Annotated in this window: 19 protein-coding genes; 6 read left to right on the top strand and 13 right to left on the bottom strand. The window is 62.3% G+C overall.

What is annotated here, in order from left to right; translation table 11 throughout:
* Nucleotides 1-46 precede the first annotated feature (46 nt).
* On the top strand, nt 47-1111 hold the full coding sequence (queG, locus tag AB1N67_RS02575; protein WP_043211986.1) for a tRNA epoxyqueuosine(34) reductase QueG: 1065 nt from the start codon (nt 47-49) through the stop codon (nt 1109-1111).
* Nucleotides 1112-1143: 32 nt separating this feature from the next.
* Here the strand turns inward: queG and AB1N67_RS02570 are convergent, their stop codons facing one another.
* From AB1N67_RS02570 to AB1N67_RS02555, 4 genes are all read right to left on the bottom strand, one after another.
* Nucleotides 1144-1755 (bottom strand): trimeric intracellular cation channel family protein, encoded by a 612-nt coding sequence (locus AB1N67_RS02570; protein WP_043211988.1) that lies wholly within the window; start codon nt 1753-1755, stop codon nt 1144-1146.
* Between the two features lie 107 nt (nt 1756-1862).
* Nucleotides 1863-2405 carry an oligoribonuclease gene (gene orn, locus AB1N67_RS02565; protein ID WP_070571130.1) on the bottom strand — a complete coding sequence of 181 codons (543 nt, stop codon included), beginning with the start codon at nt 2403-2405 and terminating at the stop codon, nt 1863-1865.
* A gap of 53 nt (nt 2406-2458) precedes the next feature.
* The gene (locus AB1N67_RS02560) at nt 2459-3523 is read right to left on the bottom strand and encodes an O-antigen ligase (RefSeq protein WP_232092064.1); all 1065 of its coding nucleotides are present in this window, start codon (nt 3521-3523) and stop codon (nt 2459-2461) included.
* 154 nt (nt 3524-3677) lie between these two features.
* Nucleotides 3678-4529: a glycosyltransferase family 2 protein gene (locus AB1N67_RS02555; RefSeq protein WP_367863512.1), complete on the bottom strand. Its 852-nt coding sequence runs from the start codon at nt 4527-4529 to the stop codon at nt 3678-3680.
* 553 nt (nt 4530-5082) lie between these two features.
* Between AB1N67_RS02555 and rsgA the strand changes: the two genes are divergently transcribed.
* The gene (gene rsgA / locus AB1N67_RS02550) at nt 5083-6114 is read left to right on the top strand and encodes a small ribosomal subunit biogenesis GTPase RsgA (RefSeq protein ID WP_090343180.1); all 1032 of its coding nucleotides are present in this window, start codon (nt 5083-5085) and stop codon (nt 6112-6114) included.
* Between the two features lie 100 nt (nt 6115-6214).
* On the opposite strand, the gene motB is transcribed toward rsgA, so the two are convergent.
* Together motB and motA are read right to left on the bottom strand one after the other, a co-directional pair.
* Entirely contained in the window at nt 6215-7246 is a 1032-nt protein-coding gene (gene motB / locus AB1N67_RS02545; protein ID WP_367863511.1) for a flagellar motor protein MotB, read from the bottom strand.
* A 3-nt stretch (nt 7247-7249) separates the two neighbouring features.
* On the bottom strand, nt 7250-8101 hold the full coding sequence (motA, locus tag AB1N67_RS02540) for a flagellar motor stator protein MotA (protein ID WP_043211996.1): 852 nt from the start codon (nt 8099-8101) through the stop codon (nt 7250-7252).
* 130 nt (nt 8102-8231) lie between these two features.
* On the opposite strand from motA, the gene AB1N67_RS02535 reads away from it, so the two are divergent.
* Genes AB1N67_RS02535 through asd form a run of 3 tightly spaced genes read left to right on the top strand, consistent with a single transcriptional unit; the run spans nt 8232 to nt 11504 of the window.
* The gene (locus tag AB1N67_RS02535) at nt 8232-9767 is read left to right on the top strand and encodes an HDOD domain-containing protein (protein WP_253132110.1); all 1536 of its coding nucleotides are present in this window, start codon (nt 8232-8234) and stop codon (nt 9765-9767) included.
* A 46-nt stretch (nt 9768-9813) separates the two neighbouring features.
* The gene (locus tag AB1N67_RS02530) at nt 9814-10623 is read left to right on the top strand and encodes a rhodanese-like domain-containing protein (protein WP_043212000.1); all 810 of its coding nucleotides are present in this window, start codon (nt 9814-9816) and stop codon (nt 10621-10623) included.
* A gap of 17 nt (nt 10624-10640) precedes the next feature.
* A complete protein-coding gene (gene asd / locus AB1N67_RS02525) occupies nt 10641-11504 on the top strand; it encodes an archaetidylserine decarboxylase (RefSeq protein ID WP_043212003.1) in 864 nt (287 codons plus the stop codon).
* A 71-nt stretch (nt 11505-11575) separates the two neighbouring features.
* On the opposite strand, the gene serB is transcribed toward asd, so the two are convergent.
* A complete protein-coding gene (serB, locus tag AB1N67_RS02520; protein ID WP_043212004.1) occupies nt 11576-12790 on the bottom strand; it encodes a phosphoserine phosphatase SerB in 1215 nt (404 codons plus the stop codon).
* A gap of 136 nt (nt 12791-12926) precedes the next feature.
* On the opposite strand from serB, the gene AB1N67_RS02515 reads away from it, so the two are divergent.
* Complete coding sequence (locus AB1N67_RS02515; RefSeq protein ID WP_367863510.1) at nt 12927-14375, top strand: histidine kinase; 1449 nt, start codon at nt 12927-12929, stop codon at nt 14373-14375.
* Between the two features lie 169 nt (nt 14376-14544).
* Here AB1N67_RS02515 and AB1N67_RS02510 read toward each other — a convergent pair whose 3' ends face one another.
* The 6 genes from AB1N67_RS02510 to cpdA all read right to left on the bottom strand — a co-directional run bounded on the left by AB1N67_RS02510 (nt 14545) and on the right by cpdA (nt 22288).
* A complete protein-coding gene (locus AB1N67_RS02510; RefSeq protein WP_070571122.1) occupies nt 14545-15258 on the bottom strand; it encodes a membrane integrity-associated transporter subunit PqiC in 714 nt (237 codons plus the stop codon).
* A gap of 175 nt (nt 15259-15433) precedes the next feature.
* Nucleotides 15434-17692: a DNA topoisomerase IV subunit A gene (gene parC / locus AB1N67_RS02505; RefSeq protein WP_090343194.1), complete on the bottom strand. Its 2259-nt coding sequence runs from the start codon at nt 17690-17692 to the stop codon at nt 15434-15436.
* A 76-nt stretch (nt 17693-17768) separates the two neighbouring features.
* A complete protein-coding gene (locus AB1N67_RS02500) occupies nt 17769-18755 on the bottom strand; it encodes an esterase-like activity of phytase family protein (RefSeq protein ID WP_090343197.1) in 987 nt (328 codons plus the stop codon).
* Nucleotides 18752-20656, bottom strand: a complete 1905-nt coding sequence (parE, locus tag AB1N67_RS02495; RefSeq protein WP_070571120.1) for a DNA topoisomerase IV subunit B — start codon at nt 20654-20656, stop codon at nt 18752-18754. The genes AB1N67_RS02500 and parE overlap by 4 nt, the downstream gene beginning before the upstream one ends.
* A 34-nt stretch (nt 20657-20690) precedes the next feature.
* Nucleotides 20691-21299 carry a YqiA/YcfP family alpha/beta fold hydrolase gene (locus tag AB1N67_RS02490; RefSeq protein WP_043215928.1) on the bottom strand — a complete coding sequence of 203 codons (609 nt, stop codon included), beginning with the start codon at nt 21297-21299 and terminating at the stop codon, nt 20691-20693.
* Nucleotides 21300-21472: 173 nt separating this feature from the next.
* Nucleotides 21473-22288, bottom strand: coding sequence for a 3',5'-cyclic-AMP phosphodiesterase (gene cpdA / locus AB1N67_RS02485; protein WP_102081290.1), 816 nt, complete (start codon nt 22286-22288; stop codon nt 21473-21475).
* Between the last annotated feature and the right edge of the window lie 17 nt (nt 22289-22305).

The following is a 22305-nucleotide window of genomic DNA, read 5'->3' as shown; positions in this document are numbered from 1 at the left end:
TCTGGCAGAATTATACGCACCTCTGCCTGTATTGCCTTGTCCATCCATGTCCGCTTGCCTTCCTGACCTCAATACGCTGGCCCAATCGATCAAGGATTGGGGCCGCGAACTCGGTTTCGCACACGTCGGTATCGCCGACGTGGCGCTTGGCGAGCACGAACATCACCTGCAGCGCTGGCTGGAAGCCGGTTACCAGGGCGAGATGGACTACATGGCCGCCCATGGCAGCAAACGCTCGCACCCCGACGAACTGGTACCCGGCACTGTGCGTGTGGTGTCACTGCGCATGGACTACCTACCCGGCGATACACGCATGGCCCAGATGCTCGCTCAGCCTGAGAAAGCCTACATTTCCCGCTATGCCCTGGGTCGCGACTACCACAAGCTGGTGCGCAAACGCGTGCAGCACCTGGCCGAGCGTATCCAGCAGGCCATCGGCCCCTTTGGTTTTCGCGCCTTCGTCGACAGCGCCCCAGTATTGGAAAAAGCCATCGCCGAACAGGCCGGCCTGGGCTGGATCGGCAAGAATACCTTGCTGCTCAATCGCAAGGCCGGCAGCTACTTCTTCCTTGCTGAGCTGTTCGTCGACCTGCCACTGCCGGTGGATCAGGCCCAGACCAGCGAACATTGCGGACGCTGCCAGGCCTGTCTGGACATCTGCCCGACCGCCGCCTTCGTCGGGCCGTATGTGCTCGACGCCCGTCGCTGCATTTCCTACCTGACCATCGAACTCAAGCACGCAATTCCGGTCGAGTTACGCCCGCTGATTGGCAATCGGGTGTTCGGTTGCGACGATTGCCAGATCGTCTGCCCTTGGAACCGCTTCGCCCGCCCGACCCAGGAAAACGACTTCAAGCCACGTCACGGCCTGGACAACGCCGAGCTGGCCGCACTGTTCCTCTGGGATGAAGCGACCTTCCTGAACAACACCGAGGGCTCTCCCCTGCGCCGTGCAGGCTACGAACGTTGGTTGCGCAACCTGGCGGTGGGGCTGGGGAATGCCCCGACTACCATCCCTGTACTCGAAGCTTTGCGTGCCCGGCGCGAGCACCCCTCGGCACTGGTGCGCGAGCATGTGGAGTGGGCGCTGGCACAGCACGAAGATCAGTAGCGACCCAGCCCCTCAGGCCTGCAGAGAGGCAATCATTGCTGGTCGTTGTAGTGAAACTTGGGCATTTCCCAATGGAAGCGGATTGCCAGCAAGCGCACCAGGAACCCACCGAACAAGGTCAGCAGCATGGCCTGCTCGGCTGGCACTTTGAAGTGCACGCAACCCAGGTAGAACCAGGCGGCGGCAAAGGAGACGCTGGCATACAGCTCCCGGCGGAATACCAGCGGGATATCGTTGCAGAAGATGTCCCGCAGGATGCCACCGAACACACCGGTGATCACGCCACTGATCGAAGCCACCAGCATGCCCTGCCCCATCTCCAGGGCGGTCATGCAACCGATCAAGGTGAAGGCCACCAACCCCAGCGCATCGAGCACCAGAAACAGCGAGCGCAGATGGCGCATCAGCGGCGCTATGAAGATGGTCAGCAAAGCTGCAAAGCTGGTCAGCACGAGGTACTCGGGATGCTTCACCCAAGTCAGCGGGTAGTGCCCAAGCAGTACATCCCGCACCGAACCGCCGCCCAGCGCGGTGACGCAGGCGATCAGCACCACGCCAAACCAATCCATGCCGCGGCGCCCCGCGGAAAGCGCGCCGGTCATGGCTTCGGCGGTAATGGCGACAAGGTAGAGCATCAACAACATGGTGCATGTCCAAAAAAAGCGGCAAACGCCAAACCCACAAACAAAACGCCACGGCTGGCTGATCACTCAGCCGCTGTGGCGCTGATGCTTGGCTCGAGGCTCGAAACTTAGACTTTGATGAAGTGTTCGCGGTAGTGCCGCAACTCAGCGATCGACTCACGAATGTCGTCCAACGCCAGGTGGGTCCCCCCCTTCTTGAAGCTGTCGCGCACCTGCGGGGCCCAGCGGGCTGCCAACTCCTTGAGCGTGGAGACGTCCAGGTTGCGGTAGTGGAAGAACCCTTCGAGCTTAGGCATGTGGCGATAAAGGAAGCGGCGATCCTGGCAGATGCTGTTGCCGCAGATCGGCGACTTGCCCTTGGGCACCCATTGTTCGAGGAAGGCCAAGGTCTGCGCTTCGGCCTCAGCCATGTCGATGCGGCTCTCGCGCACACGTTGGGTCAGGCCGGAAGCACCGTGGGTCCGGGTGTTCCAGTCGTCCATACGTGCCAGCACCTCATCGCTGTGGTGGATCGCGATGACCGGCCCTTCGGCCAGGGTGTTGAGCTCACTGTCGGTGACGATGGTCGCCATCTCGATGATGACGTCGTTGTCCGGATCCAGACCGGTCATTTCCAGATCGATCCAGATCAGGTTCTGTGCGTTTTGCATGAAGGGGCTCCTCGAATAGGCCGTCATTTTAGCCCACGCGAGCCCCGGGGCGGTTAATTCTGCTCAGCAGCGGTTGAATTAGTCGGCACCTTCAGGCTTAACCCCAGCAGTACCACAACCCATGGCATCAACCACATCGCACGGGTACGCTCCCACAAACTGAAGACATCGAACTGCATGGCCACGCTGGCGAAAACCCAAAGTAGCAGCACCGAAAGGCCCAGCTGGGTATGACGGGCCCGCCAGGCCTGAAGGCCCAGCGCCACCCATAGCCAGCACCACACCAGCAATGCCGGAACGCCATATTGCATCGCCGTATGCATCAGGAAGTTGTGAACGTCCATGTCGGTCGGACGGCCCCAAAGATGGAGTTCATAGCCTGCCCCATAGCCCAGGCCGATCCAGAAATGCTCCTTCAGGATCGGCCAGGCACTTTGCAGCAATTCAAAGCGCCCCGAATCCCCACGCGCCAGCAAGGTCGGCTCGAGCCAGGCCAGCATCGCGCCAGCAGCCAAGACCAAGAGCGCGATCCACCGCCCTCGGCGCCCGGCCAAAAATACCAGGTAGAACAGCGCCACCACCATCAACCCCAACAACGTCCCTCGGCTCGCACACAGCCCGATATAGATCAGTGGAGGGATCTGAAGCAGCAGCCACCCTATACGCCAGGACCGCATAGCCGGAAGCAATGGCAACGCCAACAGCATTACAAAGCCAGTGGCATAGGCCGCCGCATTGGGATTGTCGAGAAAACCGCCAAACCCGCTCATACGCCCGAACACCGGCTTCAACCACAGCAAGGCCGCGACGCTGTACAGGCTATTGAGCGCGCCCAACACCATCATGGTGCCACGCAAGCGCTGCTCGCTCATCCGTGCCCACAGCACCCACCCGCAGACCAGCAGGCAGAACAGTAACAAGCGCTTGAGGCGGGACAGGTGTTCACCCGGCTCACCATTCCAGAACAATGAAAGCCCGGCCCAGACCAGCAAGACCAGGAACAAGCGCGCCTCGATTCGTTCGTGCAACAGTTGCTTGAGGCTCGCCGGACGACTGATGACCAACCACAAGGCGGGCAGGTAGACGAACAACACCAGAAGCGTGTGATAGAGCTTCATAGTCGGCGTCAGGAACACGCCCCCAATGCTCCAAAACACACCAATCCCAAGCATCGTTTCCGCGACCCGGGCCGCTCGTCCCTCACCCACACGTACGGGCGCCCGCCAGCTATTCCAGGCGTGCAGCAAATTTTGCTTTGTAGACAACATCTGATTACTCACGGAACTTGAACACCAGCTGGCGAATGCGTCGCCAGGTCACGCGATTCCAGCGCCACGGCGGAATTTTCATCAACAACCCGAGCGCATAGCCCTTTTGCGAAACCACCGAATACTTGAGGGCTTTGTTCATCACGCAGGTCAATCCCGGCAGGTAGCCGGGATGATCTTGATAAGGGGCGATTGCCATCAGGTCATAGTCAAGCTGGCGCTTGTAGGCCGTCGTCGACATGTTACCCGGATGCTTGCGATACAGCGTCACCAGGTCAGGCAGAATATCCACGCGGTAACCCAGATAGGCGATCTTCAGGGTCATCTGGAAGTCTTGGATACGAATCTGCGGGTCGTAACCACCGACACGATCCATAGCCTCGCGTCGGTACATGGCCACCGGAGCCCCAACCGCACGGGCAGTGGCCAGCAACTCGGAAAAACTGAAAGCGCGTATCGGCTTGCACTTCTCGGCTTTCAAGCGCCGGCCATTGGCATCCACATACACAACCCCGGCGCCGACGCATCCGACTTCGGGATGTTGCTCAAGGTAGGCGACCTGCAGCGCCAGACGGCCTGGCAACATGACATCGTCGGAGTCCGGGGTCGCAATGTACTGACCGCGTGCATACTTGAGCGCTGTGTTGAGTGCCGCGCTCACACCCTGATTCTGCTGGCGATAAAACTGGAAACCATAACGCTCGCGCAAGGCTTCGATCCGCTGGGCACTGCCATCTTGCGAGCCGTCGTCGACGACGATCAGCTCGAAATTCGGGTAATCCTGTTCAAGGATGCTCAGCAGTGCTTCCTCGATGTACAGCTCGCGGTTGTAGCAAGGCACGAGCACGGAGACCAAGGGCGCGTCCGCGCCACCTTCTGCATCAGGTCCCGATGATGGACGAATGCTCAAACGCCCGACCTCCAATGCAATACCTCCGATCCCAGGCCAGCCGCCGTACTCAGGAAACGCTGCGAAGGAATGCGATCACCCATGCTCCTGGGCACGTAGAGAAACGCTGGGTAATCACCGTAGAAAACTCTAATCAGCATGTCCATCAGGCACAATATCGCGGCCTTCCCCCGCTCCTTGGTCATTGCGTGGCAGGCCATCATTTGGAAATCCTGCGTATCGAATCTGCACAGCGGCAAGGTGCCAGCTCCTAGTGCAGGGCGGCATCGTCGCACAATGGCAAATAGATGCCTAGGGAAACTCCATACCCACCGGAAGCTTAACGTCGGATGGGTGTTTCCCCGATTTTTTCACCCTCTCTATATATGTAGTCATTTCTATAGAAATAGCAGCTTTCGCCGTGCATTTGGCCGCGAAACCGTAACCGAATAAGGCGAGGGCTTCCGGCGTGCTAAACTGCCAGCCGTTTTTCCTTCTGCCCCGCCGACACGGAACCTCCATGGCCAAACGCCAGCTCAACCGTCGCCAAAACTGGCGCATCGAAAAAATCCAAGGCGAGCGCGCCGCTCGCGCCGCCAAACGTGAGCAACACGCCCTGCAGGAGCTGGAAGGGGGTGATCTAGGCCCTGAGCAGTTGGGGCTGGTGATCGCTCACTTCGGCGTGCAGGTGGAGGTCGAGGCGCAGGATGGCGAGTCCAAGGGCCAGGTGTTTCGCTGTCATTTGCGAGCCAATTTACCGGCACTGGTCACTGGCGATCGGGTGGTATGGCGAGCGGGCAACCAGGGCAATGGTGTGATCGTCGCGCAGATGCCCCGCACCGCCGAGCTGTGCCGGCCGAACAATCACGGCCAGCTCAAGCCGGTCGCGGCGAATGTCGACCTGATCGTGATCGTCTTCGCTCCCGCACCCGAACCCCAGGCCAACCTGATCGACCGCTACCTGGTCGCCGCCGAACACGCAGGCATCCGCCCTCTTCTGCTGCTGAACAAGGCCGACCTGATCGATGAGCAGAACGGCCCGACCATCGAGGCCCTCCTGGCGGTTTACCGCGACCTAGGTTATCCCCTTTTGGAGGTTTCGGCTCATCAGGGCGAGGGCATGCAGCGTTTGCAGCAGACGCTGGACAAGCACATCAGCGTGTTCGTTGGCCAGTCCGGGGTCGGCAAGTCATCGCTGGTCAACAGCCTGTTGCCGGAGGTCAGGACTCGTGTGGGCGATCTGTCCGAATGGTCCGGCCAAGGCACGCACACTACCACCACAGCCCGCCTGTACCATTTCCCCAATGGTGGTGATCTGATCGACTCACCCGGCATCCGCGAATTCGGCCTGGGCCATGTCAGCCGCGACGATGTCGAGGCCGGCTTCATCGAGTTCCGCGAACTGCTCGGCCACTGCCGCTTCCGCGACTGCAAACACGACCGTGAACCCGGCTGCGCCTTGCTCCAGGCTCTGGATGACGGGCGCATCAAGCCACAGCGGATGAACAGCTACCGCTCGATCATCGCCAGCCTGCCGCAGGACACCTACTGAGTCATCCAGCGCGGGTCTGCCGAACAGTTCCCAGACAAAACAAGGCCGCGCCTGCAGCGATTGCAGACGCGGCCTTATGTGGACTGGCCCAGCCCAGGTCTCACTCCTGGGTATTGTCCATTTTCAACACGCCATCTTCGAAGATGTTCAGCTTCTGGCGAAGCTCACGCGGCTGCATCGGTGCCTGAGCCGTATCGCCCGGGCCCGGCGCGGCCGGGGTAGCCGCCCCCGGCGCACCATTGGCCGGAGCCTGTTCTGTCGCCGGCGGGGCCTGTGGCGTGCCCTGCTCGCCTTCGATGGTGCGCTGGGCCTTCTTGGTCAGGACAATGATGTCGATACGTCGGTTGACCGGGTTGAACGGGTCCTTGCGATCGAACAGCGACGACGAGGCATAACCCACCACCCGTGCCACCTGCTCATCCGGATACCCTCCGGCGACCAGCGCACGGCGCGCGGCGTTGGCGCGGTTGGCCGACAGTTCCCAGTTGCCGAACTCGCCAGTGCCGGCGTATGGCTTGGCATCGGTATGACCACTGATGCTGATCTTGTTCGGCACTGCCTTGATGGTGTCGGCCATGGCCAACAGGATGTCCTCGAAGTATGGCTGCAGGCGTGCACTGCCCAGGTCGAACATCGGCCGGTTCTCGGCATCCATGATCTGAATGCGCAGGCCGTCCTGGGTGATCTCGAACAGGATCTGGTCCTTGAACTTCTGCAGTTGCGGGCTTTCCTCGACCTTGTTCTGCAGTTCCTGCAACAGCAATTGCAAGCGCTCCTGCTCGACCTGCTCGGCCAAGGTCTCGACCTTGTCTTTGTCCAACTGGATGCTGGTGTCAGGTGTCGGCTCGGATTTTTCTTCCGGATTGATGGTTTTCTCCGGCGCCAATTGTGGCGAACCACCCAGGTCGATGACGTAGGGGGTGCCGCTCTCGGAGAAGCCTATCGGGTCCTTGAAATAGCCAGCGATGGCGAGCTTCTGTTCAGGCGTGGCCGTGGACAGCAGCCAGAGCACCAGAAAAAACGCCATCATCGCGGTGGCGAAGTCGGCAAAGGCGATCTTCCAGGCACCGCCGTGGTGACCGTCGCCAAAGCGCTTGACGCGCTTGACGATGATGGGCTGATTGTTCTCCATGATTTAGCGACCGCGAACCGCTTGTTCCAGCTCGGCGAAGCTTGGACGGTGCGCCGGATAAAGCACCTTGCGCCCGAACTCCACGGCCAGCGACGGCGGCATGCCAGAGGCAGAGGCCACCAGCGATGCCTTGATTGCCTCGTAGACGTTCAGCTCTTCCTTCGCGTCATGACGCAGGGCGTTGGCCAACGGACCAAAGAAGCCGTAGGCCGCGAGAATACCGAAGAACGTACCCACGAGCGCGGCGCCCACGTGCAGACCGATGGACTTCTGGTCGCCATCGCCCAGCGATGCCATGGTCACGACAATCCCGAGAACCGCGGCCACGATACCGAAGCCGGGCATGCCATCGGCGATGCCTGTCACCGCATGGGAAGGGTGCTCGAGCTCTTCTTTCATGTTCAACAGCTCCATGTCGAACAGGCCTTCGAGCTCGTGGGGCGCCATGTTGCCGGTAGACATGATGCGCAGGTAGTCGCAGATGAACGCGGTCATGCGCTCGTCGCCCAGAACGGCCGGGTATTTGGCGAAGATGGGGCTGGCGGCTGGGTCTTCGATATCACCCTCGATGGCCATCATGCCCTCGCGGCGGCTCTTGTTGAGGATCTCATAGACCAGGCCCAGCACCTCCAGGTAGAAGGTGTGAGTGAAACGGGTGCCGAACATCTTCAGCGACTTCTTGATCACATGCATGGTCATGTGACCAGGGTTGGCCTGAAGGAACGCACCGAAGGCCGCACCGCCGATGATCAGCACTTCGAACGGCTGGATCAGCGCCGCGATCTTGCCGTGGGATAGCACGTAGCCGCCGAGCACGCTCGCGAATACGACGATGATGCCGATAATTTTAGCCATAGGTTCAAAGCACTTGCTGTGGTGGTCAGGGTCAGGGGCGGGAGCTTTAAAACTCTTCTTCTACTTATCGACAGAACTGCGCCAGACTATAGGCACAAAATGCGAAAAGCCAGTTCGGACTGATGTCAAAATGCCAATGGACGCTAAGGTACCAAGCCAGATTCCACCCACGCTCGATGCCTGGGTAAAACTGCTCGATGGCATCCGCCTGCCAGTACCCAAGGAGAGTCATGACCGGGTACTGGCCGCCATCAACGATAGCCGGCGCTCTTTGCGCGACATCGCCGAACTCATGCAGGACAGCCCAGCGCTGGTGCTTTCGGTGATGCGCGAGGCGAACCATCCGGCCAACGCCAGCCAGGCCGAACCCGCCGAGAGCCTGGAAGTCGCCCTCAATCGCCTAGGTCTGGCCCGCACCGCGAGCCTGCTGGCACGTCTGCCCGCCGTCCCTGGCGAAGATATTCCGCCGGTACTGCGTCAGTTCCTGCTGATCAGCCAGCACGCTGCCCAGCAGGCCAGTGGCCTGTTCGCCAGCCGCCTGGCCCGGTTGTGGCAAGAGATCCATTGGGGCAGCCTGTTGTTCTTGTCACCACTGTGGCCCCTGGCTTTGGCCTACCCTAAATTGCTCGATGCCTGGGAACTGCGAGTCATCCACAAGGGCGAGGAGGCTGCCGAAGTCGAGCAGGCACTGTTCGGCGTGCGCATCGTGACCCTGTGCCAAGCCATGGCCGAGCAATGGCGCTTGCCCGGCTGGGTGACCCAGGGTTATCGCCTGCTGCTCGATGAGCGCGAACAATTGGCCCAGATCCTGACCATCGCGCGCGAGCAGGATGCCTTCTCCCAGCAACAGCGTCTGGATGAAGAGCCCGGGCTGCGCCGCTGGTTCAACCAACCGGCCAACACCGTGCTGCTGGCCAACGGACTGGCTCTGGCGGCGCAGGTGGGCTGGGACAACCCTCACCTACTGCGCTGGCAGTTGCTGACGGCCTTGTACCTACAAACCTCGCTCGACGATGTCCAGCAACAGGTTCACCAGCAAGCGGCAGCCAGTGCCCGGCACCACGCCCGGCACGCCCTGTTCCATCCCGCCGAAGCGCTGCTCTGGCCCTGGCACCAGCGGCGACCGCATCCGGACATGCTCGCACCTGAGCCACCCACCAGTAAGGATCTGGAACACTGGCGCAAAATCTGTGGCGAGTTGCTGGTCCAACCCAGCCCGTTCACCACCATCCTGCACCTGAGCACCCAGGCGCGCGAAGCCCTCCTGGCCTGCGGCATGCAGCGGGTCATGCTGCTGGCGCTCGACAGACCCAATGAATGCCTGCGTGTTCAGCAGACCGCAGGTCTGCCCCCGGAGGCAGCCTCGCTGGTGCTGCCACTGAACCAGAGCAAATTGTTGCAACGGCTGATGGGCCAGGCAGCGCAACTGCGCCTGACGCCGGAGAACCACGCCCAGTTCTCGGCCTTGCTGCCAACTCCTTTGCGAGCACTGCTGTCCAGCGAGCATTTGTTGCTGCGCTCGCTGGCAGTCAACGGCCAGGTGACGATGCTGATGATCGCCGACCAAGGCGGCAGGCCCATGGCCGATGTCAGCGTGCAGGCTTTCGGCAAGACAGCCCAATGCACCGAGCGTGCCCTGTCGGCCTTTACCAACCGCAACGCTTGAGCCTTAGGCTACAATCGCCTCCTCTATTCCACCCTGGAGATCGTGGATGACTGACTTTTCCGGCTTGCCCCTGGTGATCGAACCGGCCGACCTGCTCGCGCGCCTGGATTCGCCACAGCTGATCCTCGTCGACCTGACCAGCGTCAATCGCTATGGCAGCGGGCACATCCCTGGCGCCCGGTTCGTCGATCCCAAGCGCACCCAGCTGGGACAACCACCGGCACCTGGGTTGCTGCCGGCGCGGGCTGACCTGGAGAAGCTGTTCGGTGAACTCGAGCACCGGGACGATGCGGTCTATGTGGTGTACGACGATGAAGGGGGCGGCTGGGCCGGGCGCTTCATCTGGCTGCTCGATGTCATCGGGCACACGCGTTACCACTACCTAAATGGCGGCATCCAGGCCTGGCCCGCTGACAAGCTCAGCGTTGAAATCCCGCCAAGCGGCGGCAGCCCGGTCAGCCTGCAACTGCATGCAGAGCCCACCGCCACCCGCGAATACCTGCAAAGCCGACTGGGCGCGGCGGACCTGGCCATCTGGGACGCCCGCAGCCCCGGCGAGTACAAAGGCGAGAAAGTCCTGGCCGCCAAAGGCGGGCACATTCCCGGCGCGGTCAACTTCGAGTGGACCGCAGGCATGGACCTGAACGACCACCTGCGCATCCGCTCGGACATGGCCGACATCCTGCAACAACTCGGCATCACCCCGGACAAGGAAGTGATCACTCACTGCCAGACCCACCATCGTTCCGGCTTCACCTATCTGGTGGCCAAAGCCCTCGGCTATCCACGAGTGAAGGCCTACGCCGGCTCTTGGGGCGAATGGGGCAACCATCCGGACACGCCTGTAGAAGTTTGAAATTCCAAGGAAACCCAATGAAATCCCGTTTGTTCATCATCAGCCAGTACCTGCTGCCGCATCACCTGCTCTCGCGGCTGGCCGGCTGCGTCGCCGAATGCCGCGCCCGCTGGTTCAAGAACGCCTTCACCGCCTGGTTCGCCAAGCGCTACCAGGTGAACATGTCCGAGGCATTGGTCGAAGACCTGACCGCCTACGAACATTTCAACGCCTTCTTCACCCGCGCCCTGAAGCCAGGCGCTCGCCCGCTGGACGAAACCCCAGGCGCCATCCTGTGCCCGGCCGATGGTGCCGTCAGCCAGCTCGGCCCGATCGAGCATGGCCGTATCTTCCAGGCCAAAGGGCACAGTTTCAGTGCCCTTGAACTGCTCGGCGGCGATCCCGCCCTGGCCGCGCCCTTCATGGGGGGGGAGTTCGCCACTATCTACCTGTCGCCTAAGGACTACCATCGCGTGCACATGCCACTGGCCGGCACCCTGCGAGAAATGGTCTACGTGCCAGGCCGGCTGTTCTCGGTCAACCAGACCACTGCCGAGAACGTACCCGAGCTGTTCGCCCGCAACGAGCGTGTAGTCTGCCTGTTCGATACGGAGCGTGGCCCGATGGCTGTAGTGCTGGTCGGCGCAATGATCGTGGCCTCGATCGAGACGGTCTGGGCAGGCCTGGTCACGCCACCCAAGCGTGAACTCAAGACCTTCCGCTACGACGAAGGCAGCCGTGCCCCTATCCACTTGGAGAAAGGCGCCGAACTGGGCCGTTTCAAGCTGGGTTCGACCGCAATCGTGCTTTTTGGCCCAGAGCAGGTGAAGTGGGCGCAAAGCCTGGGTGCAGGCTCTGCGGTACGTATGGGCGAGTTGCTCGCACAGCCTGCCCAAGCCTGAGTCATCGCCACGAAAAAAGGCCCCGCACAGGCGGGGCCTTTTTCATGGAGCTACGTCATTAGGCGCCAACCTCAGCTACGCGCGTCGCGATCCCGTAGGCCCAGCAGGTACAGCACGCCATCGAGCCCCAGGGTGGAGATTGCCTGCTTGGCCGACTGGCGCACCAGCGGCTTGGCACGGAAAGCCACACCCAGGCCGGCCAGCGACAGCATTGGCAGGTCGTTGGCGCCATCACCCACGGCAATGGTCTGTTCCAACTGCAGGCCTTCTTCGCTCGCCAGTTGCTGCAGCAGATCGGCCTTGCGCTGCGCATCGACGATCGGCTCAACAGCGACGCCGGTGACCTTGCCGTCGACCACTTCCAGTTCGTTGGCAAAGACATAGTCGATGCCCAGGCGCGCTTGCACCTGCTTGGCGAAGTAGGAGAAGCCACCAGACAAGATCGCTGTCTTGTAGCCCAGCCGCTTGAGCTCGGCGAACAGGTGCTCGGCCCCCTCCGTCAGGCGCAGGGAAGCGCCGATCTGGTCCAGCACGCCAACATCCAAGCCCTTGAGCAAGGCCATGCGCTCCTTGAAGCTGGCACGGAAATCCAACTCACCGCGCATGGCGCGCTCGGTGATCGCCGCCACTTGCTCGCCCACACCGGCGGCCTTGGCCAGCTCGTCGATCACTTCAGCCTCGATCAGCGTCGAGTCCATGTCGAACACGGCCAGGCGCCGGTTGCGGCGGAACAGGTCATCTTTCTGGAAGGCGATGTCGACGCTCAGCTCCTCGGCCAGGGCGAAGAAGTCCGCGCGCAGGGCCTGGGAATCACTCGGCTCGCCGCGTACGGAAATCTCGAGACTGGCCTTGCTCTTCTCGCACGAGGCATCCAGCGACACCCGAGCGGACAGGCGCTCGATGCGCTCGATGGTCAGGCCGTACTGGCTGATCACAGCACTGACCCGCTGCAACTGCTCCGGTGTCACTTTGCGGCTGAGCAACGTCACGATATGGCGTGCCTCGCCCTGGCTGTCGGCCCAATGCTGGTAGTCGGCCTCGGAAATGGGCGTGTAGCGGGCCTGCAGGTTCAGCGCATGAGCTTTGGCCTGAACGCTCTGCAGCAAGTTGGTGGCCACTTCGTTGTCCGGGATATCGACCAGAATGCCGAAGGACAGGGTGCCATGCATCACCGCCAGGCCGATGTCGAGAATGTTCACACCGCCCTGGACCAGGACGCCAGTGATGGCCGCAGTGAGACCGGGACGGTCTTCACCAGTGATGTTGATCAGGACGATTTCGCGCAAGACCGGGCTCCGACTTCGATGAAAAATGCGCATTCTACCGATTTTCCGTGACCATCGGGCGCTACCGATACTTTGCCGACAAAACACGGCTCGCTATACTGCGCAACACCTTTTTCGCCATAAAGAGCCGCGCTCTGTGAACCGGCCCACGCCAGTCAAACCTGATAACTTCTTCCTGATGATCTTCCGAGCCCTGCGCCAGCGTCGCGTTCCGCTGGCTCTGCGCATCGCCAGCCACAATATTTTCCTGGTGGCCCTGGCGCTGGTGGTCTATGCCTGCGTCATGGGTCTGCAGTTCCGGCAGGCCATGCATGAGCAGGCCGACGCCCTCGGCCAGAGCCTGACCATCCAGACCGCCAACTCGGCGACCGAGCTGCTGGTGTCGAATGACATCCTCAGCCTCAACGTATTGCTGGGCAATCTGGTGAAGAATCCGCTGGTGGCCCATGCGGCCATCTACAGCGTGGACAACCGCATGCTGGCCGAAGCCGGCCAACGGCCGAAGAACGGACTGCTGGGCGAGGCTGAAGGGCTTTACCAGACCAAGATCACCTTCCAGGACGTGACCGCCGGGCAACTGCGCATCAGCCTGGACATGAGTCAGTTCCAGCAGCCGATGACCATCAGCCTGCAGAGCATGGGTATCCTCGGCGGCATCCTGCTGGCCTTGGCACTGGCCCTGAGCCTGCGCCTGGGCCGTCACATCACCACGCCGCTCTTGCAGTTACGCGTGTGGCTGCGCGACCCGCACCCATATACGCCTGCAACCGACCGTCAGGACGAGATCGGCGACCTGGCGCGTCAGTTGCACACCCGCCTGGCACCACCCCCGCCGCCAGAACCGGAGGAAATCGAAGAAGATTTCGAGGACCTGGACGAAGTCGTCGTTACCCCCAAGGCCACGACAAAAACCAAGATCGCAACTGAAGACGACGAGGACGATGATGCCTTCGCCGGTCTGATCGACGCCGAGGACAGCCACGCCAAGCCTGTCGCTGCTGTGTCCGACGAGCCGCAGTACAGCGCCGTGCTCGCCGTGCAACTGGGCTCCCAGGAGCAACTGCGCCGCCTGCCCCGCACACGCCTGACCGAGTTGCTGGAGCGCTATCGCGACTGCCTGGAGCAGGCCGCATCGCTGTATGACGGCGAGACCTACACCCTCAACGATGGCAGCACCCTGTTGCTGTTCCACAGTCGCGACTGTGGCGAGGATTACCTGACCAATGCCATCTGCTGCGGCGAACTGCTACGGGCGCTGGGCCATGCCTTGCAGATCGAGGTGGCCGACAGTGGCATCACCCTGCAACTGCAGCTGGGCTTGGTCCTGGCAGACGACCTGCAGGGTCTGGAGCAGGTCGACCTGCTGATGACCGAAAAAGCCCAGGATGCCCTGGCGCTCTCGCAGCACAGCCGTAACTTGCTGCTGGTGGAGCGCAAGATCAGCGATGATGGACTGATTCGTCAACGAGCCCGCATCCGCCCGATAGCCAGCCCAGAAGGCGCCTGCTGCGTCGAGCGACTGATGGAGCCCTATCCGTCCATGCTCGAGCGCCAGTTGGCGCGCATGCACGAGCGCCGGGCCTGAGCTTCAGGAACGATTGGGGCCGAGCCAGCGCACCGTAGGAGCTGGCTCAACCTGCGAGGGTCCGTACACCGGCCTTCTAATTCGCAACCGTTCCAACAGCTCGAATCACCAGCACTTCACGAAGCAAAAAAAAGCCCGCATCGCTGCGGGCTTTTTTGTGTCTATCGGTTTAGAACCGGTAGACCTCCATGTCGGTCCGAATCGGCGAGGCCATCGGAATCTTTGGCTTCTCAGGCCCCTTCTTGACTTGAACCGGGGCGGACTTGCGTTGAGGCGGGGTCTCTTCAGCAATTGCCGGCTGGTTAGCCAGCGGTTTGACCGCAACACTGAGCTGCTCGGCCAGCTTCTGCAGCAATTGCCCCTGGGCCTGCACCTGGGACGCCTCGGAGCCCTCGTGTGGCTGCTCCAGGTGAACGATACGGTTATCCCGTACCTTGCCGCGACGATCGAGCAGGCGCCACTGGGCGTCGAGAATCGCCGGCTGGTTCTTGCCCGAATCCAGGCGGGTAATCGACAGCAACACTTGCACGTCAGGATTGAAACCGGCGGTCGCCGGGGCCAGGACCACGCGCTGGCTGTCCAGACGCCAGGCCAATTGGCGAACCAGCAACTGATCGATGTCCGAGGACAAACTGCCGGCCCAACGACCGTCGGTCGCCGAGGTCAGGCTGCCATCAGGCTGACGCTGCAGGAAGGTTTCACGTTGCAGGTAATCGGCGACCGATACCGGGCCGAGCACAACCGCCATGCCGGCGCTCTGCGAGGGCTGGCCTGGATCACCGCTGTCCAGCTGATACAAGGCTACCGGCTGATGCATGCTGCATCCGCTCAGTCCCAGCAGACCTGTCATCAACAGCGCAAATGGAAGGCGCAGAAATTTCATTCATCCCATCCAAGCGGTCGCCCAGGGGCAAACCGCAGTGATACTCATGTAGATTCTTACGGGCACACGGCCACGCCGGTACCGCAAGGGCACTATCATCCGCGAAATAACCGCCCGACTCCAGCATTTCTGCCTGAAATGACGCTGTAATTGCCGCTTCAGACAGACAGCCGGTTCACTCAGGGCGTTCAACCGCCATGCCATCCACGCGCTGGAAGCCACGCGGCAGCTTGCTGCCACGCCGTCCCCGCTCGCCTTTGTAATGCTCAAGATCGTCAGGCTTGAGAGATAGCGTACGCTTGCCCGCTTGCAATACAAGGGTCGCCCCCTCACTCACTACCGCAAGGTCAGTGACAAACTCTTCACGGCTGGCGACCCGGTCACCGGGCACGCCGATGATCTTGTTGCCCTTGCCTTTGCCCAATTGCGGCAGATCGCTGACCTTGAAGATCAGCAGGCGACCTTCGGTGGTCACCGCAGCCAGCCAGTCCTGCTCCCGGTCCGTCACCGGCCTTGGAGTCATGACCTTGGCGCCGTTGGGCAGACTGAGCAGCCCTTTGCCGGCCTTGTTCTTCGCCTGCAGGTCTTCGCCTTTGACCACGAAGCCGTAGCCGGCGTCGGAGGCTACCACATAGAGCGCATCGTCATCAGGCAGCAGCACGCATTCGAAGCTCGCGCCCGGTGGCGGCGTCAGACGACCGGTCAGCGGTTCACCCTGGCCACGTGCCGAAGGCAAGCTGTGGGCAGCCAGCGAATAGCTGCGCCCGGTGGAATCGATGAACACGGCGTACTGATTGGAGCGGCCCGCGGCAGCTCCCTTGAAGCCATCACCGGCCTTGTAGGACAGGCCTGTGGCATCGATGTCATGCCCCTTGGCGCAGCGTACCCAGCCCTTCTCGGAAAGCACGACGGTAACAGGCTCGGTCGGCATCAGCTCGTTTTCCGAGAGTGCCTTGGCCTCAGCTCGCTCGACGATCGGCGAGCGGCGGTCGTCGCCGTAGGTCTCGGCATCCTTGATCAGCTCACTGCGCACCAGCTTGCGCAGCTTGGCATCGCTGCCCAGCAGCGCCAGCAGCTTGGCCTGTTCCTTCAGCAGTTCGTCCTGCTCGCCGCGGATCTTCATCTCTTCCAGGCGCGCCAGCTGACGCAGGCGGGTCTCGAGGATGTAATCGGCCTGAACCTCGGTGAGGTCGAAGCGAGCGATCAGAGCCTGCTTGGGCTGGTCTTCGGTGCGAATGATGTGGATGACTTCATCCAGGTTGAGAAACGCTGTGAGCAAGCCTTCCAACAGATGCAGGCGTTTCTCGACCTTCTCCAGACGGTGCTGCAAGCGGCGGCGGACGGTACCGATGCGGTACTCCAACCATTCGAGCAGCAAGGCACGCAGGTTCTTCAGCTGCGGCCGGCCGTCCAGACCGATGATGTTGACGTTGACCCGATAGCTGCTCTCGAGGTCCGTGGTGGCGAACAGATGCTGCATCAGTTCGTCGGCATCCACCCGGTTCGAACGCGGGATGATGACGATACGGCAGGGGTTCTCGTGATCCGACTCATCGCGCAGGTCGGCGACCATCGGCAGCTTCTTGGCCTGCATTTGCGCGGCGATCTGCTCCAACACCTTGGCACCGGAGACCTGGTGCGGCAGGGCCGTCACCACGATGTCGCCGTCTTCTACCCGGTATACGGCGCGCATGCGGATCGAGCCACGGCCGCTCTCGTAGAGCTTGAGGATCTCGGCGCGCGGCGTGACGATCTCGGCTTCGGTCGGATAGTCCGGCCCCTGGATGTGCTCGCACAGTTGCTCGATGGTGGCCTTGGGCTCGTCGAGCAGGCGCACGCAAGCGCTGGCGACTTCACGCAGGTTGTGCGGTGGCACGTCGGTGGCCATGCCCACGGCGATGCCGGTGGTGCCGTTGAGCAGGATGTTCGGCAGGCGCGCCGGCAACACGGCAGGCTCCTGGAGCGTGCCGTCGAAGTTCGGCACCCAGTCGACAGTGCCCTGGCCCAGCTCGCTGAGTAACACCTCCGAATAACGCGACAGGCGCGCCTCGGTGTAACGCATGGCGGCGAATGACTTCGGATCGTCCGGCGCACCCCAGTTGCCCTGGCCATCGACCAGGGTATAGCGGTAGCTGAATGGCTGGGCCATCAGCACCATGGCCTCGTAGCAGGCCGAGTCGCCATGGGGGTGGAACTTGCCGAGCACGTCACCGACGGTGCGCGCCGATTTCTTGTGCTTGGCATCGGCATCGAGCCCCAACTCGCTCATGGCGTAGACGATGCGTCGTTGCACCGGCTTCAGACCGTCGCCGATATGCGGCAAGGCACGGTCCATGATCACGTACATGGAGTAGTTGAGGTAGGCCTGTTCGGTGAAGTCAGCCAAGGAGCGGCGTTCGACGCCTTCGAGACTGAGTTCCAGTGAGTCGCTCATGCGGGCCTCGTCATTTCAGGTTCTGGCGCGACGGCAACTACCGCCGCGCCGGGTAAATTCAAATCGGCCGGCAAGCCTACGGCTTGGCGTTCCAGCCACCTTCAGGGGCCGCGAAACGCCAGACGATTGGACGAGCCTCACCATCGGCACGATCGCCGTTGTTGTTGTCCACACCCACCCAGGCACCTTTGGCGTCGATCACCAACGCCTCGGCCAGCCCATACGGTTGGTCGTAGCGGCGCGATTCAACCAAGGCATCGGCGGCGAACGACCAGCAACGCTCGACCTGCCCGCTCTCGCTGTCACGGCGGCAGATGCGATAGGCGTTGCGTTCGAGGGTGTACAGTTTGCCCTCGTACCATGCCAGGTCGGAGAAGTCCCGCGCCATGGCCTGCGGATTGGGCATTTGCTTGGGCTGCATTTCGACGCCCGCCTCGCTGAGCAACACACAGCTGCGTGCGCAGTTCCAGACCGACTGCTGGCGTTCTACCAGCAGCAGACCGCGTCGCTCCCGCTCGGCCGCCAGCCACAGACGATCCCCGGACGGGTGGACTGCCAGCCCTTCGAACAGTGCATTGAAGTGCAGCAGCATGCCGCTGGCACGCGCCTGGCGCACCATGGCCGGGTCGATCTTCAGCCAGCGCGGTTCGCCATCGGCAGGCAGTTGCAACACCGCGGCATGGGCTTCGCTGATCAGGTAGAAGTTGCCGGCCTGATCACAGCTGATGCCCTCGAAGTCCAGCTCGCCGCCGCGGATATAAGAGGCCGCCCAATTACGCGACTTCAATCCCCAAGGCAGACCGCTCTCCGGCACCGGTGGCGGGGTGAACGTCAGTGGCTGGGCACGCCAGGTCCGGTCCTGCTGATCGAGGCGGTAGATGCGGTCGTCGTCCCGGTCGGACACCGTCCACAAGGCCCCACGGCACCAGGCCAGGCCCGACAGGTTGCCACCGCGCATGCCATCGACCGGGTGTTCCTCGCTCATCTTGAGCTCAGGCCAGTTGGCCGCCAGGCTCGGCAAGGCGACCAACAGCAGGCAGACCGCCGCGAGCAGGCGGGTCAAACCAGTACCTCGGCGAGATTACCTTTGGTCTCCAGCCAGCTCTTGCGATCGCCGGCGCGCTTCTTGGCCAGCAGCATGTCCATGATCTCGGTGGTGCCCTGCACATCGTCCAGGGTCAGCTGGACCAGGCGCCGGGTGTTCGGATCCATGGTGGTCTCGCGCAACTGCGGTGGGTTCATCTCGCCCAGCCCCTTGAATCGGGTGACCTGCGGTTTGCCACGTTTCTTCTCGGCCACCAGGCGGTCCAGGATGCCGTCGCGTTCCGCCTCGTCGAGGGCGTAGTAGATCTCCTTGCCCAGGTCGATGCGATACAGCGGTGGCATGGCCACGTACACGTGACCGGCTTCCACCAGCGGGCGGAAGTGCTGAACGAACAAGGCACATAGCAGCGTGGCGATATGCAGACCGTCGGAGTCGGCGTCGGCGAGGATGCAGATCTTGCCGTAGCGCAACTGCGACAGGTCCGCAGCGCCCGGATCGACCCCGATGGCCACGGCGATGTTGTGCACCTCCTGGCTGGCGAGGACTTCGCCACCATCGACTTCCCAGGTGTTGAGGATCTTGCCGCGCAGGGGCAGGATCGCCTGGAACTCCTTGTCACGCGCCTGTTTGGCCGAACCGCCGGCCGAGTCACCTTCGACCAGGAACAGCTCGGCACGCATCGGGTCCTGGCCTGCGCAGTCGGCCAGCTTGCCAGGCAGTGCCGGGCCTTGGGTGATGCGCTTGCGTTCGACCTTCTTGCTCGCCTTCAGACGACGCCCAGCGTTGCTGATGGCCAGCTCCGCCAATTGCATGCCCAGCTCGGGGTGGGCATTGAGCCACAGGCTGAACGCATCCTTGACCACGCCGGAAACGAACGCCGCCGCCTCGCGGGATGACAGGCGCTCCTTGGTCTGGCCAGAGAACTGTGGCTCCTGCATCTTCATGGACAAGACGAAGGTGATGCGCTCCCAGACATCCTCGGGCGCCAGCTTGACGCCACGCGGCAGCAGGTTGCGAAACTCGCAGAACTCGCGCATCGCATCCAGCAGCCCCTGGCGCAGACCATTGACGTGCGTGCCGCCCTGGGCGGTGGGGATCAGGTTGACATAGCTTTCCTGGACGCTGTCGCCGCCCTCGGGCAACCATAGCAAGGCCCAGTCGACCGCCTCCTTGTTGCCCGCGAGGCTGCCGCAGAACGGCTCGTCGGGCAGACGCATGAACTCGCTGACCGAATCGACCAGGTACGAGCGCAGGCCGTCCTCGTAATGCCATTCGACCTTTTCGCCGCTGGCTTTGTCTTCGAAGCTGACTAGAAGGCCTGGGCAAAGCACGGCCTTGGCCTTGAGCACATGCTTGAGGCGGCTGATGGAAAACTTAGGTGAATCGAAGTATTTCGGGTCGGGGCTGAAATAGACGCTGGTGCCAGTGTTGCGCTTGCCAACAGTGCCGACCACCTCCAGTTCGCTGGCCTTGTAGCCATCGGCGAAGGTCATCTGGTACTCGGTGCCATCGCGCTTGACGCGTACGCGGACTTGGCTGGACAAGGCGTTGACCACCGAGATGCCCACCCCATGCAGGCCGCCGGAGAATTGGTAGTTCTTGTTGGAGAACTTGCCGCCAGCATGCAGCTTGGTGAGGATCAGCTCGACCCCGGACACCCCCTCCTCGGGGTGAATGTCCACCGGCATGCCGCGACCATCGTCGCAGACTTCCAGCGAATGATCGGCGTGGAGAATCACCTGTACCGAACGGGCGTGGCCGGCCAGGGCTTCGTCGACACTGTTGTCGATGACTTCCTGGGCCAGGTGGTTGGGCCGGCTGGTATCGGTATACATGCCCGGCCGCTTGCGGACCGGGTCAAGGCCCGAGAGGACTTCGATGGCGTCTGCGTTATAGGCGCTAGCGCTGGGATTGGCCATGGGTTCTCGTCGTCAGTCTGGTGAATGCAAAAAGTCAAAATACAGAAAAATCGAGCGCCGCATACTGCCCGCGCGCAATGCCGGCGAAGGCCAGCAATGCCGGAAGACGCTCGGCGAAACCCTGGAAACCGTGGTCGCCGCCAGCCTGGATGCGCAGGGCACAAGCTCGGTAATAGCGCTCGGCATGGCGATAATCCAGGGTTTCATCGGCGGTCTGCAACCATACCTGATAGCGGTTGGCATCCAGGGGGGGCGGCACCTCCAGCTCGGCCAGGGCGTGTACATGGTCCAGGGTCAGCTCCCAGGTCTCGTCGGTGTACAGGTTGCGCTGGGTGCCGAGGTATCCGTCGAACAGCCGGTGCGGTCCGACCGCCGGGTTGATGAGCAGTGCCTTCAGGCCATGGCGCTCGGCCAGGTAGGTGGCATAGTAGCCGCCGAGCGAACTGCCCACCAGTAAAGGGTGGCCCAGCTCGGCGATGGCCCCTTCGAGCTGGGCAATGGCCTGACGCGGGTGGTGATGCAAGGCAGGCACACGCAGTTGGTCGGCCAGGCCCAGTTGCTGCATCACCGCCTCGAGTTGGAGGGCTTTCCTCGACAGCGGCGAGCTGTTGAAGCCGTGGATATAAAGGATGGAACCCGACATGCTGCCCCCGGAGTGTACTGCGGCGCGCCCGTCCGTGCGGGCGCAGGGACGCGCAGTGTAGCCTGTTCGCTGGGTTTTGGCGCAGCTTCGGGCTTTTCGCAACAAATTCTTCACGCCGCAGGCGGCCAAGGGCTTGCATCTTGTCGCGGGGCCTTACCTGGAGCACACCGAGCTCAATACCCCGGACTGTTGAAATCCAGCTGTACGTTGAAATCCCGGGCCCGCTCGAACCCACTCTCGACTCGCCCATCGCCATGCAAGCGCAACCACCGGTAACCGGGCTGCTCCTCGCTGACCTGGAAGTCCTCACTGTTGGGGGCGAACTGGATGCAGGTCGAGGGCGTGGCCAATAGACGAACACCTTCACGCCGCTCATCCCAAGGCTGGTGGATATGCCCCCAGAGCACTGCCCTTACCTGTGTATAACCGCGCAGTCGCTTCCATAGTTCATCGGCATTGCGCAGGCCGATCGGCGCGATCCAGGCACAACCGATGTCCACAGGCTGATGGTGCAGGCAGACCAGGCAGTGACGCTCCCCCGCTCCAGCCAGGGCTTGCTCCAGCAGGGCCAGTTGATCGTCGGCGAGCCAACCATGGGTGGCATCGGGCACGTTCGAGTTGAGCATGACAATGCGCCAGGCGCCCAGATCGGTCACCGCCTGCACCAGGTCGCTGCCCTGCGCGAACTCGGCCATCACCTTGGCCTCATCGTGATTGCCCGGCAGCCAGCGGCTCGGCGCACCCAACACCGCAGTCAGCTGGCGGAAGGCTTCATAGGACGCGACGCTGCCATCCTGGGACAGATCACCGGTGCACAGCAGTAAGTCCGGTTGCGGCTGCTCGCGCCGCACTTGCTCGACCACATGCTGCAAGCTGTCGCGGGTATTCATGCCCAGCAGGGTGCCGCCCGCGTCCGCGAACAGGTGGGCGTCGGTCAGTTGCACCACCTGCAGGGGTGCCGAGGCTTGAGGGAGATTGAATTGCGGCAACGGCCGGCTCCTCGAAC

This window comes from Pseudomonas guariconensis (assembly GCF_040822035.1).
Lineage (GTDB): Bacteria > Pseudomonadota > Gammaproteobacteria > Pseudomonadales > Pseudomonadaceae > Aquipseudomonas > Aquipseudomonas guariconensis.
This window is presented reverse-complemented; position numbering and strand designations above follow the sequence as displayed.